Origin of the sequence: Pseudomonas sp. PDNC002, from assembly GCF_016919445.1 — a bacterium.
In the GTDB taxonomy this organism is placed as follows: Bacteria; Pseudomonadota; Gammaproteobacteria; order Pseudomonadales; family Pseudomonadaceae; genus Pseudomonas.
The window spans coordinates 598021-615421 of sequence record NZ_CP070356.1; the positions used below are offsets into that span (position 1 = coordinate 598021).

The 17401-nt window shown below is 66.4% G+C and carries 13 protein-coding genes; 2 read left to right on the forward strand and 11 right to left on the reverse strand.

Annotated features, from left to right (window positions below; genetic code table 11):
• Positions 1–66: 66 nt before the first annotated feature.
• Complete coding sequence (locus JVX91_RS02775; protein WP_205337924.1) at positions 67–1083, reverse strand: ABC transporter substrate-binding protein; 1017 nt, start codon at positions 1081–1083, stop codon at positions 67–69.
• Positions 1084–1317: 234 nt separating this feature from the next.
• Here JVX91_RS02775 and hutH point away from each other — a divergent pair, with 234 nt between their 5' ends.
• Entirely contained in the window at positions 1318–2847 is a 1530-nt protein-coding gene (hutH, locus tag JVX91_RS02780; RefSeq protein WP_205337925.1) for a histidine ammonia-lyase, read from the forward strand.
• A gap of 562 nt (positions 2848–3409) precedes the next feature.
• On the opposite strand, the gene JVX91_RS02785 is transcribed toward hutH, so the two are convergent.
• Positions 3410–4000 carry a HutD family protein gene (locus JVX91_RS02785; protein WP_205337926.1) on the reverse strand — a complete coding sequence of 197 codons (591 nt, stop codon included), beginning with the start codon at positions 3998–4000 and terminating at the stop codon, positions 3410–3412.
• On the reverse strand, positions 3997–4707 hold the full coding sequence (gene hutC / locus JVX91_RS02790; RefSeq protein WP_205339914.1) for a histidine utilization repressor: 711 nt from the start codon (positions 4705–4707) through the stop codon (positions 3997–3999). Before hutC ends, JVX91_RS02785 begins: the two co-directional genes overlap by 4 nt.
• A 247-nt stretch (positions 4708–4954) precedes the next feature.
• On the opposite strand from hutC, the gene JVX91_RS02795 reads away from it, so the two are divergent.
• Positions 4955–6319, forward strand: a complete 1365-nt coding sequence (locus JVX91_RS02795; RefSeq protein WP_205337927.1) for a formimidoylglutamate deiminase — start codon at positions 4955–4957, stop codon at positions 6317–6319.
• 121 nt (positions 6320–6440) lie between these two features.
• On the opposite strand, the gene JVX91_RS02800 is transcribed toward JVX91_RS02795, so the two are convergent.
• From JVX91_RS02800 to JVX91_RS02835, 8 genes are all read right to left on the reverse strand, one after another.
• Positions 6441–7004: a lipocalin family protein gene (locus JVX91_RS02800; RefSeq protein WP_205337928.1), complete on the reverse strand. Its 564-nt coding sequence runs from the start codon at positions 7002–7004 to the stop codon at positions 6441–6443.
• A 35-nt stretch (positions 7005–7039) separates the two neighbouring features.
• Positions 7040–7294 carry an outer membrane protein assembly factor BamE gene (gene bamE, locus JVX91_RS02805; protein WP_205337929.1) on the reverse strand — a complete coding sequence of 85 codons (255 nt, stop codon included), beginning with the start codon at positions 7292–7294 and terminating at the stop codon, positions 7040–7042.
• 73 nt (positions 7295–7367) lie between these two features.
• Complete coding sequence (locus JVX91_RS02810; protein ID WP_205337930.1) at positions 7368–7973, reverse strand: DUF924 family protein; 606 nt, start codon at positions 7971–7973, stop codon at positions 7368–7370.
• Positions 7973–8986 (reverse strand): class 1 fructose-bisphosphatase, encoded by a 1014-nt coding sequence (locus tag JVX91_RS02815; protein WP_205337931.1) that lies wholly within the window; start codon positions 8984–8986, stop codon positions 7973–7975. The genes JVX91_RS02810 and JVX91_RS02815 overlap by 1 nt, the downstream gene beginning before the upstream one ends.
• A gap of 146 nt (positions 8987–9132) precedes the next feature.
• Complete coding sequence (gloA, locus tag JVX91_RS02820; protein WP_205337932.1) at positions 9133–9663, reverse strand: lactoylglutathione lyase; 531 nt, start codon at positions 9661–9663, stop codon at positions 9133–9135.
• A gap of 526 nt (positions 9664–10189) precedes the next feature.
• Entirely contained in the window at positions 10190–12100 is a 1911-nt protein-coding gene (gene estP / locus JVX91_RS02825) for an esterase EstP (protein ID WP_205337933.1), read from the reverse strand.
• Between the two features lie 102 nt (positions 12101–12202).
• Positions 12203–13567: a DUF3999 domain-containing protein gene (locus JVX91_RS02830; protein WP_205337934.1), complete on the reverse strand. Its 1365-nt coding sequence runs from the start codon at positions 13565–13567 to the stop codon at positions 12203–12205.
• Positions 13564–17298: a DUF2339 domain-containing protein gene (locus tag JVX91_RS02835; protein ID WP_205337935.1), complete on the reverse strand. Its 3735-nt coding sequence runs from the start codon at positions 17296–17298 to the stop codon at positions 13564–13566. The genes JVX91_RS02830 and JVX91_RS02835 overlap by 4 nt, the downstream gene beginning before the upstream one ends.
• Positions 17299–17401: the final 103 nt, after the last annotated feature.

Genomic DNA, 17401 nt, shown 5'->3' on the forward strand with positions numbered 1-17401 from the left:
CCTGCAACACCCTCTCCCCCGCCCTGGCTGCGCGCCCCGCTCAATTACCAGCCATCTGGCACACGCTCACTTCAACGCCGCATCAATCCTCCCCGCCGCCTCCGCCGTCACCCACTTCGACCACAACTCCCGGTGCTCGCGGAAGAACTTCGCCCGCACATCCGCCACGTCCCGATGATGCTGCGCCATGTCCGCCAGCAGTGCGTTGAACATCGGCAGCGGCAGCTCGACCTTCTCGAACACCTGCACCAGTTGCGGCGCCTTGTCGTGGAAGTCGCGCGACACGCCGATGCTGATCTTCGCCGGCAGCGAGCGCGAACCCTTGGGATTGGGGTTGTTCGGGTCGGTCAGGGTCTTCCAGGCCACCTCGTCGAACGGCGGCTCCTCCAGTTGCACCAGCTTGAAGCGTCCCAGCAGCGGCGTCGGCGCCCAGTAATAGAAGAGCACCGGCTTGCCCTGGGCGATGGCCGACGTGATCGCCGCGTCCAGGGCGGGGCCGGCGCCAGTGCGGAAGTTCACATAGCTGCCGTCCAGCCCATAGGCCTTGAGTTTCTGCGTGTTGACGATCTCGCAGGTCCAGCCAGTGGGGCAGTTGTAGAAGCGGCCCTTGCCGGGCTCCTCGTCGTCCTTGAACAGGGCCTTGTAGTTGGGCAGGTCGCTCACTGACTTCAGGTCCGGCGCCGAGGCCTTGATCCCGCGCTTGGCATCGCCGTGCACCACGTAGTCCGGCACCCACCAGCCTTCGCTGGCGCCCTTCACCGTCTCGCCTACGGAGAACACCTGGCCGGCCTGCTCCGCCTGCTGCCACACGGTGCTGCGCCCGGCCCACTGTTCGCCGGTGACCTGGATGTCGTTCTGCTTAAGCGCGTTCTCCATGGTCACGGTGTTACCCGGCACGGCGTCGGTCTGACAGCCGTAGCCCTTCTCCAGGATGAAGCGCAGTACCTCGGTGGTGAACATGCCGCTCTCCCAGTTCAGCCCGGCGAACACCACGGGTTTGGGATAGGGGCAGCCGGCGGCGAGGGTTTGGGCGCAGAGCCCGAAGGCCAGCAGCAGCGCGATCAGGCAACGGGGGGCGGACATGGGGCGGTCTCCGGGCACGTTGGTGTCCTTAGGGTTTAGCCGCCGAACCGCGCTTTGCCCACGACCATCGGACTGGAAATGCCACCGGCGGTGACATTCACTCAACCCTGAACCGCCGCACAGCGGAGTGAACCACCATGGAGCGGGCGCTGGCCCGCCATGGCACAGCGATTGCTATACCTGTATATACAGGAACGATCCACGGTAACACTTCACCGAATCCAGGATGCCGACATGCCCGAAACACTGCTCCTGACGCCCGGCCAGTTCGACCTCGGCCAATTGCGCGCCATCTACCAGTCCCAACCCGACCTGCAACTCGCGGACGAATGCCGCAAGGCCATCCTGCGCAGTGCACAAACGGTCAGCCAGATCATCGCCGACCAGCGTACCGTCTACGGCATCAACACCGGTTTCGGCCTGTTGGCGCGCACCTCGATTCCCGAGGAGCAACTCGCCACCCTGCAGCGCAACCTGATCCTCTCCCACTGCACCGGCACCGGCGCACTGCTGGACGACGCCAGCGTGGCGCTGATCATGGCGCTGAAGATCGGCTCCCTGGCGCGTGGCTTCTCCGGCGTCGGCCCGGCGGTGATCGAGACGCTGCTCAAGCTCTATAAGGCGCGCGTCTACCCGTGCATTCCGTCGCAGGGTTCGGTGGGTGCCTCCGGCGATCTGGCGCCGCTGGCGCACATGTCCGCGACCCTGCTGGGCGTCGGCCAGGTGCGCCATGAAGGGCGCATCCTCGACGCCACCGAAGGCCTCGCCATCGCCGGCGCCGAACCCCTGGTGCTGGGGCCGAAGGAAGGCCTGGCGCTGATCAACGGTACGCAGGTATCCACAGCGCTGGCCCTGCGCGGACTGTTCGCGGCAGAGCGGCTGTTCATCTCCGCAGTGGTCGCTGGCAGCCTTTCCGTGGAGGCGCTGAAAGGCTCGTTCGTGCCGTTCGATGCGCGCATCCAGGAAGTGCGCGGCCAGCCGGGGCAGATCGCGGTCGCCGCGCTGTACCGCGAGTTGCTGCATGACAGCCCGATCAACCACTCGCACATCGACTGCAAGCGTGTGCAGGACCCCTACTCCCTGCGCTGCCAGCCCCAGGTGATGGGCGCATGCCTGGATCACCTGCGCTTCGCTGCTGGCGTTTTCCTGCGCGAGGCCAATGCGGTTTCCGACAACCCGCTGGTATTCAGCGCTGACGGCGATGTGCTGTCAGGCGGTAACTTCCATGCAGAACCGGTGGCCATGGCATCGGATGTACTGGCGCTGGCGATTTCGGAGATCGGCGCGCTGTCCGAGCGGCGCATCGCCCAACTGGTGGACCCGGCGATGTCCGGCCTGCCGGCCTTCCTGGTCAAGGAAGGCGGGCTGAACTCCGGCTTCATGATCGCCCAGGTCACGTCGGCGGCCCTGGCCTCGGAGAACAAGACCTGGGCCCACCCGGCCTCGGTGGACAGCCTGCCGACCTCGGCCAACCAGGAAGACCACGTGTCCATGGCCACCTTCGCCGCTCGCCGCCTGCAGGACATGGCCGCCAACAGCGCTGGCGTGGTGGCCATCGAACTGCTCGCCGCTGCGCAAGGCGTGGACTTCCACGCGCCGCTGCAGAGCTCGCCGCAGCTGCAGGAAGTGCGCACGCTGATTCGCAGCGAAGTGCCGCACTACGTGCAGGACCGCTACTTCGCCCCGGACATCGCCGCCGCGCGAGCGTGGGTGGAGGGTGGAGTGATGAGCCGGTGGATTGGCTATTCGCGGTTGTACGAATGATCGGGCGGTGATGGCGTTCTACGCCATTCGCGGACAAGGTCCGCTCCTACAAAAAAGCGACACCATGTCCATTGGTAGGAGCGGATCTTATCCGCGAAAGCGCCGACAGGCGCCGTCCCGCCGGATACAACAAGGGCGCCCTGCAGGCGCCCTTTTCTATTCAGCGTGGACCGAGTTCGATCACGCAGATATCCGCCTTGCCCGCCACGGTGATGGCGTTCTACGTCATTCGCGGACAAGGTCCGCTCCTACAAAAAAGCGACACCATGCCCATGGGTAGGAGCGGATCTTATCCGCGAAAGCGCCGACAGGCGCCGTCCCGCCGGATACAACAAGGGCGCCCTGCAGGCGCCCTTTCTATTCAGCGTGGATCGAGTTCGATCACGCAGATATCCGCCTTGCCCGCCACGGTGATGGCGTTCTACGCCATTCGCGGACAAGGTCCGCTCCTACAAAAAAGCGACACCATGCCCATGGGTAGGAGCGGATCTTATCCGCGAAAGCGCCGACAGGCGCCGTCCCGCCGGATACAACAAGGGCGCCCTGCAGGCGCCCTTTCTATTCAGCGTGGATCGAGTTCGATCACGCAGATATCCGCCTTGCCCGCCACTGTCAGCCGCCACTCCTGCAGCGCGCCGTCGCCTTCGGCAATCAGCGTGTCATGCAGTCCCAGCACTCCGCTGGCCTTGCCTTGCAGGCTGACGTGAACCCCCTCGCCCGCACTGAACAGCAATACCGTGGAGGCGCTGCTGAAGAAATGCGCCGCGCCATCCAGCTTCAGCCATTGCAGCCGAGCGCGGTAACGAGCCGGCGAATAGATCAGATTGAAGTCGCGGATCGCGCCGCCCAGCAAGGTGCACTCCACTGCGCTGGCGCCATCGAAAGCGAAGGCATCGAGCGGGCGCAGATCGCGGGAATCGCTGCCGTCCACCGTCAGGCGCATACCCTCGCCTTCCAGCACGCTGATGACGCGCTGGTAGCCGCTGAATGCGGAGAACGGCCCCGGCGCGCCGACATCGGCGATGGAAACGCGCCAGCCGAAACCTTCCAGGCCATCGCCGGCATCGCGGACGATCTCGCGGGTCGTGCCCGCGCCGTTCTTCCAGGGCATCGCCGGGTAGTCGGCGGCGCGCAGAATTCGCACTTCACTCATGAACTGAATCGTCCTTCCAGGCGGTAGCGCGAACCCGGATAGAGCAGGCGTGCGCTGGTGACGGTATTGCGTCCCGACCAGGTGCGCCGGCGGATCAGCAGGCACGGCTCATGGCGGTCGACGGACAGCAGCTTGCATTCCTCGGGGCTGGGCAACACCGCCTCGACCACGTGCTCGCCCTCGCTCAGCGGTGCGACCTGGGTCAGGTAGGCGAACGGCGTCTGCCCGGTGAAATCCTGCTTGAGGTAGTCCGGCGCCACGGCCGCGTTGACGTAGCGGTCCTCGATCTGCACCGGAATGTCGTTCTCGTAATGCACGATGATGGAATGGAAGATGCGCTGACCTTCGCGCACGTCCAGCGCCAGAGCGCGCTCGGCACTGGCCAGCTCTTCGACAAGGCTGATCACCACGAGGTGATGCTTGTGCCCGCGAGCGGTGATTTCCTCGGCAATGTTCTGCACCTGGAACAGCGCGGACTGGCCCTTGGGCTCGGCGACGAAGGTACCGACGCCCTGCATGCGCACCAGCAGGCCGTCGGCGGTCAGCTCGCGCAACGCGCGGTTGATGGTCATGCGGCTGACGCTCAGCTCGGCGACCAGCTCCGCCTCGGACGGCACGCGGTGGTGCGGTGGCCAGGTTCCGGACTGGATCTGCTGGATGATCATCTGCTTGACGCGTGCGTACAGCGGCGCGGGAATTTCCCCCATCTGCGCGGCGAGCGACGAACCCTCGGCGGGCGAGGTAGGCGTGGGCGATGCGGGCACGGGAAACTCCTTGTCGTGGCGACGGTACGTAGCGACTGCGGTCTGACTCCGGCATGTACCGGATTCGACCCGTGCATACAAGTCCTCTGACGACCGCCGGGTTGCCTTGCAGTTTACGGTCCCGGCAAACGTCTGTATATGTATATACAAATTCCCCGCTTACTTAACAAGAACCCTGCGAGGGCCCTGCATGTCCGTCCTGTTCGCTGAAACCGCCCTGCTGCCCTCCGGCTGGGCACGCAATGTCCGCTTCGAGATCGATGCCGCGGGCCTGTTCACCGCGATCACCCCGGACGCCAGCGCAGAAGGCGCCGAGCGCATCGCCGGGCCGGTTCTGGCGGGCATGCCGAACCTGCACTCCCACGCCTTCCAGCGCGCCATGGCGGGCCTGGCGGAAGTCGCCGGCAACCCCAACGACAGCTTCTGGACCTGGCGCGATCTGATGTACCGCCTGGTCGGCCGGCTCTCACCCGAGCAGGTCGGCGTCATCGCACGCCAGCTGTACATCGAGATGCTCAAGGCCGGTTACACCGGCGTCGCCGAATTCCACTACGTGCACCACGACGTCGACGGCCAGCCCTACGCCAACCCGGCTGAACTGGCCCTGCGCGTCAGCCAGGCAGCGACGGATGCCGGTATCGGCGTGACGCTGCTGCCGGTTCTTTACTCCCACGCAGGCTTTGGCGGCCAGGCGCCGAACGAAGGCCAGCGCCGCTTCATCAACAGTACCGAAAGCTACCTGAAGCTGATCGCTGGGCTGCGTACGCACCTCGCAGGCCAGCCGCAGCAGGACCTCGGGCTGTGCTTCCACTCCCTGCGCGCGGTAACGCCGCAGCAGATCGCCGAGGTGCTGGGCGCTGATTCCACCGGCTGCCCGGTGCACATCCACATCGCCGAGCAGCAGAAGGAAGTCGACGACTGCCTGGCCTGGAGCGGCCGTCGTCCGCTGCAGTGGCTGTACGAGAACGTCGCAGTGGACGAGCGCTGGTGCCTGGTCCACGCCACCCATGCCGAGGCCGACGAAGTGACCGCCATGGCCCGTAGCGGCGCGGTGGCCGGGCTCTGCCTGACCACCGAGGCGAACCTGGGCGACGGCATCTTCCCGGCGGTGGATTACCTCGCCCAACACGGCCGCTTCGGCATCGGTTCGGACAGCCATGTGTCACTGAGCGTGGTCGAGGAACTGCGCTGGCTGGAATACGGCCAGCGTCTGCGCGACCAGCGCCGCAATCGCCTGTACGGGCAAGATCAACCTATGGTCGGCCGCACCCTGTTCGATGCTGCCCTCGCGGGCGGCGCCCAGGCCCTTGGCCAACCTACAGGTGAACTCGCGGTTGGCAAGCGCGCCGACCTGCTGGTGCTCAATGGCGGCGACCCTTACCTGCAGACCGCCCGCGGTGACGCGATCCTGAACCGCTGGCTGTTCGCCGGTGGCGACCGCCAGGTGCGCGATGTGATGGTCGCCGGGCAATGGCGGGTGCGCGAAGGCAGGCACGCCCTGGAGGAACAGAGCGCCTGCGAATTCGCTGGCGTGCTGCGCGAACTCCTCGACTGAGGAGAGTAATCGCCCTTGCAGGAGCGGACCTTGTCCGCGAAAGAAGGAGAGCATCGCGGACAAGGTCCGCTCCTACGGGAAATGTCGCGCAAGAAAAAACGCCCCTCGGGGCGTTTTTTCGTTACGGCGTGCTGGAGGCGTTCCCCGCCCGCCAGATCAGATCATCCGTCTGGTAACCCCGCGCATGGGCCAGTTCCAGCAGCTTGTCGCGAGTGGCATCCGGCACCACCGGCTTGCGCGACAACAGCCAGAGGTACTCACGGTTGGGATTGCCCACCAACGCAGTCTGGTAGTCGTCGTCGACGTAAAGCACCCAGTAATCACCCTTGGCGAGACCGGGGAAAATCTTCGAGAAGGTATTGTCGAAGCGCACCCAGAGCTTGTCGGTGCGGCCCGGCACCTGGGCTTCGGCGCGGCCGGTGGCCTGGTCCCATTCACCGTCGGCGGTCAGGCAGCGATTGGTCACCGCGATGCTCGAATCAGCCTGCAACTGGTAGTGGGCTTCGGACTGCGCGCAGTGGCGCTGGAAGAACATCGGCTTGCGCGCCAGCTCGTACCAGGTGCCCCCGTAGCGCTTGAGGTCGACCTGCACGGTTTGCGGCGGTTGTTGGGCCGAGCCCGCGCAACCGCCCAACAATATGGCAAAAGGTGCGGCCAGGCAGGCCAGCCAGATGGATCGACGCATTCGCTTCTCCTTGGCTGCCTGCCCTGCCCGGGCGATTACTTCAGGCCCTGGGCGGAGAACAGCAGCACTTTGTCGCCGGCGTACTGGATGCTGATGAAGGCTTTCTCATCGCCCCAGGTGCAACTGGAAACGCCCAGCGCGCCGGAGCATTCGGTGGGTTTGCCGAGCAGGCTTTCCACATCGGCCTTGGTCATGCCGGTTTTGATCTTGGAATAGTTCTCCTGGTTCACTTTGCTGCAAGCGGCCAGGACGACACAGAACGCGACGAGCGCGAGGCGGCGGAAGGACATCGACAACTCCATTGTTTGAGGGGCCCAGCCAACAGCTTGGCACAGGGCAGCCAGGAAGGCCGCCGGGTTGGAGTCAGAAACGCGAGCCGGGTTCCGTGAGGAACTGCGCTTCTTCGGTCGTGGAATCGCGGCCCAGGATGAGGTTGCGGTGCGGGAAGCGGCCGAAGCGAGCGACTACCACCTGATGCTTGCGGGCGTAGGCGAGGTAACCGGCGAACAGCACTTTCTCGCTGTCGCTGGATTCGCTCTGCAATGCTTCGTACAGGCGCACCGCCTCGTCCTGGCTGGCCAGGTCCTCGGCGTGTTCCAGCACGATGTAGACGAACACCCGCTCGATGCGCGGCAACTGGCGATCAAAGCCGGCTGCCAGACCCTGGAGCACCAATTGCTGGGCGCGGGCATCGCCGGCATAGGCGCGCGGGGTGTCGCGGAAGATCATGCGCGGCAGCTGGTCCAGCAGCAGGATCAGCGCCAGCCAGCTCTGCGGCTCGCGCTCCCACTCCTGCAGACCACCGTCCAGGGCCTGGCGCACCAGGCCGCCGAAACGGTTTTCCGAGTCCACGTCCTGGCAGGCGCTCTTGCCGAACCACAGCGCGTTGCGCTGCTCGGCCACCTCGTTGGCGTCCAGCGCAGTGCCGAACCACCAGTCCAGCAGCGATTGCCAGGGCGCGGTAGCCATCAGCCTTCCTGGTGGTAGGCAGTAGCGCGCTCGACTTCTTCCTTCGAGCCAAGGAACACCGCTACGCGCTGGTGCAGGCTGTCGGGCTGGATGTCGAGGATGCGCTGGCGGCCGTTGGTGGCGGCGCCGCCGGCCTGCTCGATGATGAAGGACATCGGGTTGGCTTCGTACATCAGGCGCAGCTTGCCGGGCTTCTCCGCCTCGCGGGAATCACGCGGGTACATGAACACGCCGCCGCGGGTCAGGATGCGGTGTACGTCGGCCACCATGGAGGCGATCCAGCGCATGTTGTAGTTCTTGCCCAGCGGGCCTTCCTTGCCGGCCAGCAGCTCGTCGACGTAGCGCTTCACGGGGGCTTCCCAGTGGCGCTGGTTGGACATGTTGATGGCGAATTCGGCGGTGCTGGTGGGAACCTTGATGTCGTCGTGGGTCATCACGAAGCTGCCCAGCTCGCGGTCCAGGGTGAAGCCTTTCACACCGTTGCCCAGGGTCAGGATCAGCATGGTCTGCGGGCCATAGATGGCATAGCCGGCGGCAACCTGGGTGGTGCCCTTCTGCAGGAACGCCTCTTCACGCAGGCTGTCGTTCTGGCTCAGGTACTCATGCGGGCAACGCAGCACGGAGAAGATGGTGCCGACCGAGACGTTGACGTCGATGTTGGAGGAACCGTCCAGCGGGTCGAAGACCAGCAGGTACGCGCCCTTCGGGTATTTGCCCGGAATCTGGTAGGGATGGTCCATTTCCTCGGAGGCCATGCCGGCCAGGTTGCCGGCCCACTCGTTGGCTTCCAGGAGGATTTCGTTGGAGAGGACGTCGAGCTTCTTCTGCACCTCGCCCTGGACGTTCTCGGTTTCCATGCTGCCCAGCACGCCACCCAGCGCGCCCTTGGACACGGCGTGGCTGATTTCCTTGCACGCGCGGGCCACCACTTCCACGAGGTGACGCAGGTCGGCCGGGGTGTTGTGACTGCGGGTCTGCTCGATCAGGTAGCGGCTCAGGGTAACGCGGGACATGGAAGGCTCCAGGGGAGAAGATGGAAAAAATCAGGGCGCATTCTAGCGTGGAAACGCTGGCGACGCCTCCTTGCACGAAGCCTCGCCGAATGCTTGGAGCCCGCCGGCTGTGGGCAGTTCCCCACCCGCGCCCGGCGCCGCGACCTTCAGCCGCGTCCCAGCTCGCCGTTGAGATCGGCCTGGACGATTTCCACCCAGTAGCCATCGGGGTCGGCGATGAAGGCAACGTTCTTCATGCCGCGCGTGAGCGGCTTGACGAACGGCACCCCGAGCGCCTCGAAACGGGCGCAGGCGGCGTGGATATCCGGCACGCTGAAGCAGATATGGCCAAAACCGCGCGGCTCGCTGTTGCCGTTGTGGTACTGGCTGTCGTCGGACTCGGTGCCCCAGTTGTGGGTCAGTTCCAGCACCGACTCTCGACCGAAGGTGTAGCGCTGGCGCGCGCCGGTGTCGGCCGGCACGTCGCGGCCCTTGGTGTGCGCCAGGAAGTACAACGAGAAACGCCCTTCCTCGAAATCCAGTCGGCGCAGCAGGCGCATGCCCAGCACACGGGTGTAGAAGTCCAGAGACGGCTCCGGGTTCTTCACCCGCAGCATGGTGTGGTTGAACACGTAGTCCTGGGTGACGGCTTCAGGCTCGGCGCAGACGCCGGGTTGCAGCTCGGTGGTGAAGGTCATGGCGGGTCCTCGCGAAACGGACCGGCAGTGTAGCGGCGAGCAGATCAGGCGGGGTAACAGCGGGGTATTACGAGCGGACCGGCCGGGCTCTGGAGCGAGAGCAACCCCCTCACCCCAGCCCTCTCCCCATGGGAGAGGGAGCCATCCGGAGCGAAAGCCTGGCTTGGGAGCCTTCCTTCACAGCGGTCGGAGCGAAGCTGCGTAGGTGATCACCAGAAACTCCGATCAGCCCTCCCCCCAAGGCAGAAGGCGCCGTCCGGAGCAAAAGCACGGTTTGAGACATTTCCTTCACAGCGATCGAAGCGAAGCTGCGCACGTGATCGCCAGGCGCTCCGATCAGCCCTCCTCCCAAGGCAGAGGGCGCCCTCCGGAGCGAAAGCACGGCTTGGGACCCTTCCTCCACAGCGGTCGAAGCGAAGCTGCGCACGTTATCGCCAGGCGCTCCGATCAGCCCCCTCTCCCTCTGGGAGAGGGTTGGGGTGAGGGCAACGCCTGGCACCAGACCTTGCCCATCACTCCATGCCGATCAGAAGTCCAGGCTCAGTGCCAGGTTCACGCCCTGGGCCAGGTCATCGCTGCTGCGGTGCGCGCTGTAGCCGCCGCGCAGCGACAGCTCCGGGGTCAGCTTCTGGGCGAAGCCGATGGTGGCGCGCTGCAGGTGGCTCTGCGGGGTGTAGCCCTGCAGGCTGAAGCCGACGTCCGGCAGGCTGGTGAAGTTCATCCCGACGTTCTGGGTGTCGTCGGCATACTCACGCTCCACGGCGATCTCACCGAACAGTTGAGTATCCTGCGACAGGTCCAGCTTGCCCTGCAGGCCGGCGCCGAGGCGGCGGGAGTAGCGGTTCTGCTCGTCATAGGCCAGCGCGGTGGAACGACCGCTGCCCTCTTCGTAGCCGTCCACTTTCACCCGCGCCCAGTCGGCGCTGACGAAGGGCGACAGGTGCCAGTTCTCGCCGCCCTGGGCGATGTCGTAGCCCAGGCGACCGCTGAAGGCCAGCAGGCTGCCGTCGGTGTCGGCCTTCTCCTCGACCTCGTGGTTGATGATGGAGAACTTGCGGTTGGCGTCATCGAAGTCGAGCTTGCCGCCGGTCACGGAAGCATCCGCCCACCAGCGGTTCTGCTGGAACTGCACGAACAGGCTGCCCAGGTAACTGTTGAGCTTGTAGTCGGAGTCGTCCGCGCCCAGCTCCAGTTTCTGCCGGTAGAAGCCCAGCGACCCGCCCACGCGCCAGGCCTCGTCGAGACGATAGCTGGTGCCCAGGGTCAGGTTCGCGCCGTAGCCGGAGCCGTCTGCCGCGCTGTCCTGGTCGTCATAGTCCAGGTGCTGCGCGCCGCCGGTGACGAAGCCGCGCCACTGGTTCACGCCCTGCCAGTTTTCCCAGTCCGCCAGCCACTGGCTGCGCAGCTGGTCCTGGTAGGCGTTGTAGGTGCCCAGCGCCATCTCCGGCAGCATGGTCGCTTCCCACGGCGCGGAGAGCACCGAGTAGGCATAGTCGGCGATCAGCATCTGGCCGGCGATGGTCGGGTGCACGCCGTCGTTGAACAGCAGCTTGGTCGGATCAGGATTGCTTCCGCCGATGCCGTAGACCGGGTTGGTCGAACCGGGTGCGCAGGTACTGAAACAGGTATTCACCAGGTTCTGGTCGGTGGCCAAACCAAAGGAGCCCGGATCGGCGAGCACTTCCTTGAACATCGCCGGGATGTTCAGCGGAATCACGTTGGCGTTGGAGGCGGCCAACTGGGTCACCAGCTCCTGGTTGAAGATGCCGGAAAGCTGAGTGCCTATGGCCTGAAGCCCGGACCCATTGGTGGCCGGAGTCTGGCCGAGGTCGGGCAGCAGCCAGACCATGATGTAACGTGCGCCGGCATTGTGCAGTGCATCCACGCTGTCGACCAGGCGGCCAGCCGCGGCACGCGCGGTGGGGTCGTTGGTGATGCGTAGCTGGAGGAAGTCGTTGCCGCCGCCGGTGAGGTAGTACAGCGCGTTCGGGTCGGCGCGGTTGTTCACCAGATAGCCGTCGCGGGTCCGGCTGGTGGAACCGGAGGTCACCACCGAGCCCCCCGGCGCGGTGATCGAATCGTAGATCTGGTCCGTGCGGTAGCCACCCACTGCCCAGTCATTACCGTCCACGGCACCGGGCACCAGCGAAGTCGAAGGATTCAGGTCGGCGGCATTGATGCCCAGCTTGCCACCCAGGATCATCGGGGCGGTGGGGCCGAATGCTTCGCCATTGCCACTGACGTAGGTCGGGCCGACTCGGTTGGTGAAGCGAGTGCCGGAACCAGCGGGACCGCCGGCGTCGGCGAACTGGCCGGAATCGCTCAGGCTGTCGCCGAACACGACCATGGTGGAATACGGCGAGGGGGCTGCGGAGGCCTGCGAGGCAATGGCCAAGATGCACGCGGCCGCCAGCGGGGTGAGCGCCTGTCTGATCATTCTGCTACTCCATGCTTTGTTGTTATTCGGGCAATCAGAACAACAAGACAGTAACAGAATTCCTACAGTCGGCACCCCTATCTTGCGGCGATCAGCGTCGATTCAGCTCGCTTGGCGATTGCCTTTGAGCAGGCTCAGCGCCATCAGCGCCAGCAGACCGACGCCGGCCAGCAGCAAGGCCCACAGGCCATAGCGTTTCCACTGCGTATCAGACTTGGCCACGCTCACCGCCGCTTGCGGCGCTGGTGCCTGCAAGGTGCCCTTCAGGCGCGCGTCGCCCATTGCCGCCAGGCGCTTGGGCTCATAACCCGGCACCAGTGTGCTGAGCGGCAGCCCCGCATCGGTCGCCGACGCACTTCCCACCGCCAGCTCATAGGGCGCTCCTCCGCGCGCCAGGAACACCAGCTCGGTCGCGCGCACGCCAACGCTCAGGTGGGCGGTCGAGCCACCCAGGCCGCCACCGCGCGAATCCACCTGCAGACGCAACTGGCCAAGCGTGGTGCCCGGCAGCTCCAGTTCCTCCTGGGTGATCTCGCCGCCCTGCCCGGGCAGCCGGTACAGCACGCCACGCGCCAGCGGCGTCCACTGCACGTTGCCGTCGTGGCGGCCGGAAATCACCACCGGCGCCAGAGTGTTGTCCTGCACCAGGGGGATGCGCACGCGCTCCACCGGCAACGCCAGCGGCAGGCTCCAGGTGAAGTCGCCATTGTTGTCCGCCTTGGCCGCCAGCGGCTCGGACCACAGCATCGGCACCGGACCGGTGCTGCTGCGACTGCCACTGAGCGTGGCACCCACCAGTTGCGCAGCCTGCTCGGGCGACTCCCACCACAGGCGCAGGTAGCGCGCCGTCTCGCCGGGCAGCGCGATGTCGTTCTGCTCGATGCGCTGGCCGTTGAAGTCCAACCGCGCCAGCTGCCCTTCACCCAGCGAGCGCCAGTGTTCCAGATCGTCACTGGCCTCGATGCGCAGTCGCTGGAAGCCGTCGCTGTCAGCGGTCCAATCCAGCTGCAGGCGATCCAGCGGCAGGTCGCCTGCGCCGGTTTCCAGCAGCCAGCCGCGTAGCACCTGAGTCTTGTCCTGGGCGGGAGCGCTCGGGGAAATCTCAAGGATGGTGCCGGTGGTGCTGCGAACGATCTTCAGGTTGTCTGCCGCGGCGCTGCCGGCCGCCCCGCGCAACGGAAAGATGCGCGCCTGCAGCTCACTACGCACTTCCTTCTCGCTGGCCGCGCTGCTGCGCAGGCTATAGGGAAGCGCTTCACCCTCGGCGTTGAAAACACGCACATCGCGCAGGTCACCATGGCGCGCGGCGAACAGTACGTCGATGGGCAACTGCACGCGGTACCACGGGCCGTTGCCGGACACCTCCAGCGGTACCCGATTGGAGAAGTCCGTCGGCGCCAGCGCGGCGCTGGCGTTGGCGCTCAGCAGCCAGGCACCGGCAAGCAGGACAAGGGCGTTGGGCTTCATGCGGAAGGTTGCTCCTGTTGCAATGGTTCTTCGGCCGCTGGCCGGCGCGGCGGCAGCGGTGCGAAGTAGCCGACGATCAGCATCAGCACGCCGACGCCGATGAAGGAAATGATGCGTTCCAGGCTGCCGCCGCTGGCGCGGTCGACGAGGAACAGTTTGATCACCACTACGGCCAGCAACACCACGCCGACCACCCAGAAATCACGGCGGCCGCGCAGGTGCCCGACGATCATCAGGCCCAGTGCGATCAGCGCCCAGACGATGGACAGCCCGGCCTGCACCAGCATGGACTGGCTCAGGGAGTCGAACTCGAACGGCACGCCGCCCCAGTGATGGGCGGTGCGGCACACGGCCATGGTCAGCAAGGCGAACAGCGAAACGCCCAGCACGGCCTGCACCGGCAGGCGCAGGCTGGATTCGCTCAGACCAAATTGCGGCAGTCCCAGGCGCGTCCACTGGAAGATGGCCGCCAGTACGATCAGCATGCCCAACTCCAGCGGGTTGAGCAGCGGCAGGTACGGCAGCGGATCGGCCGCGCCATTGCTGAACAGATTGACCAACCAGAACCAACCCAGCAGCGCCAACGCTACCGGCGCGGCGGCGATGGCGCGGTACTCGCGCTCGAACGCCGCCACCGGCCACGGCAGGCGGCGCACGCCGCCCATGAGGATCAGGAACAGGCTCGGCACCAGCGCCCAGCCCAGCCAGCGCCAGGCGTTGTAGTGCTCGGCCAGGGCGAGGAACAGGTAGCGCAGCTCCAGCGCCAGCACACCGATGACCAGCCAGCAGCCGAGCACGTGGGCGGCTCGCGCGGCAAGGCGCGGCAGCAGAGCATCGAGACGGCGCAGCACGAAGAAGTGCACCGCGAACACCGCCAGCCAGCCGAGCCAGCCCATCTCCGCCACCGGGTCATAGGCGCTGTACCAGACGCTGACCAGCGCCACCAACGACAGCGGCACCAGTGCCAGGCACAGCAGCGCCAGCGCGCGCCATTGCTCGCGGTGCGCCAGCAACGACCAGAGGCCGACGCTGATTGCGGCGACCAGCAGCGCCACGTGCTCGCGCATGTCGCTAGGCACGAAGCGGGCAATCTCCCACAGCGCGGTCAGCGCCCACCAGCCGGCACCCCAGACCAGCAGCAACTGCGACAACTGCTCCAGCCCGAGTCCGCCCAGCGCGAGGCTACGCTCGCGCTCGCTGGCCCGGTGCAGGCGCCAGGCGCCGACCAGCGCGGCCAGCGCCAGCACCGCCGGGGTCCAGAAGCCCATGTGCGCCAATGGTTTGAGGCCTGCGCTGGGAAGGTCGCCGAACAATGCCGAGCCACCGAACAGAAACGCCCCCGCGCCGATCACCTGCAGCACGAGGCCGAAGACGAACGCCGCACGCTGCTGCAATTGCAGGCTGAGCCAGAGAATCAGCAGACCGCTGCCCGACCACACCGCCGCCGCCGTTTGCCACGGCAGCACGAACAACACGGCCAGGTTGATGAACGCCAGGCCCAGCAGCAGGACGACGCTCAAGCCAAGCATCAGCCGGCGGTCATCGCGCACCAGCGAATCCCGCGCGGCGATCAGCATCCCGGCGATCAGCGCCAGGCCGATGAACGAGGCTGTGACCAGTCCGCGCCAGCCGGAACCGAGCACGCCGCCCCCCTCTTCCGCACCGTGCAGGTGCAGGAGGAAGACCGCCCCGCCGAGCAGTTGCACGGCGAAGGCGCAGGCCAGGAAGGTGCGCGAACGCAGGCGCAGGCCGGCGAACAACGTGCCCAGCCCGGCCAGCGCCCAGGCCATGGCAGTGCCGTCCGCGCCCATCAGCAGCGGCGCGATCAGGTAGAGGAAAGCCAGGCCGAAGGCCGCCAGCACCGGGCGGGCGTTGGGCTCCCAGCGGCGTAGCGTCTGAGGATCGGCCCGGCGCAGGTTCCAGAAGCTGAACAGCAACGCGATACCGAGCATCAGTGCGCCCAGCGGTGCGCCTTCCAGCAACGTCAGCGACAACGGATCGGCGCGCAATTCCGCGAGGAACGCCAGCGCCGCGCCAACCTGTAGCAACAGCGCGAAAATCCGCGCCAACGGCCGCTGTTGGCGCAGCCCAAGCCAGAAGATACCGGCACCCTCCACCGCCCAGGCGGCGGAAGTCCAACGCGCATCCAGGCCCAGCGGAATCGCCAGGGTGCCGAATACCACGCCCAGCGCCAGGCAGGTTTCCACCAGCAGCAACGCGCGGCCGGCGGTGCGCCCGGCCAGCAGGCGGGCGAGCACCATGTAGAACAGGCCCAGCGCCAGGGCGCTGAAAGCAGCGCCGAATTCCAGGTGCTGGATAATCCCGTACTGCAGGCCGAAGCCTACCAACGGCGTGCCGAACAGCACGGTGCCGTCGACGTAGTCGGTCTGCCGCGCCGACCAGCGCAGCAGCGCCTCGCGGGAGTCGTCCTCCGGCGCGCCAGCCGCTTCGCGCAGGCGACGGCGGGCGAACAGCAGGCCGATGGCGACGTAGGTGAGGAAGAACAGGACCAGGAACGGCTCGGTGGTGGCGAACAGCTCAGGCTTGTACGAACGCAGCCCCCAGGCCAGGCCGATACCGAAGGTGCCGAAGAAGCCGATCAGGTTGAGCATCCGCCAGGCCTTGAACCAGGCGATGGCGAAGATGCCGGCATTGAGCAGGGCAAAGTAGCTGAACAGCGCGACATGGCTGCCGCCGCCGGTGGAGGCCAGGATCGGCGCGGCGAAACCGCCCAGCGCCGCCGCGGCGGCCAGGCCCAGTGCATCCTGGAGGATGGCGAGGATCGCCGAGAACAGCGTGACCGCGACCAGCAGGACGAAGCCGGCCTGCGGGTCGATCAGCACCTCACCGTGGTTCATCGCCGGATACAGCTTGATGCTGGCGAATACCGTCAGGTACAGCACCGCAATGCCGGTGCCCTGCAGGACCAGCGCATAGGCCGGGCGGCGATGACGCAGCCACCAGCCCAGGCCGAGCAGCGCCAGGGCGGCAGCGGCGGTACCGATATACGGGCCCTGCGGCGGCATGGTCATGCCTTCGGTGGCATAGCGCAGCAGGAAGGCCAGACCGAGGAACAGCAGCAGCACACCGACCCGCAGCACGGTGTTGCCGCCGAAAAGCCAATCGCGTGCGGCACCGAAGGCGCGCTGGAACAGCGACGGCTCCGGTGGCCGGGGCGGCAGCGGCGGCGCGCTGGGAGCGACCCGCGGCTGAGGCGGTTCGACACGGGCGTGTGGCGCTTCGGCCTGGGCCACGGGCGTTTCGATGGGCTCAAGGGGCTCGAGGGCCAGATCGGACCACTCGATAGGCGCCTCCACGCGCGCAGCGGCAGCCGGGGTCGGCGTTTGCTCAGCGGCGGTCAGCTCGATGTTCCAGTCCAGCTCCGGCGCGGACGTCTCGGACACGTCCTGCACGACTTCGGGCTGCGGTTCCGGCTGGGATGGCGCGGCCGGGGCAGGCGGCGCAACGAATTCGACGCTCGCTGGCGGCGCTTGCTCGGCACGGCGCTCGGCCTGCAGCAGGCGCTCGTACAGGACCTTGGTTCCCTGGTCGAAACGTTCGCCAAAGACCTTCAGCTCATTGCGAAGGCTGGCATTCTCCCGCGCCAGGCTGTGCAGCGCGAAGGTCTGCCCCAACGCCAGCCCGAAGGCCGCGCCCAACACCGCCCCGGTGATCGACTCACCCGCGGCGGCGCCGATGACCAGGCCGACCAGCATGAAAATCCATTGCATGCTTTCGATTCCTTGAGGTTCTGTGCGAGTCCATCCCAAACCGGACGGCAACGTCCGGGAACCTGAGTATATCGACCGCCCCTCAGCGGGCGCAGCTCGACAT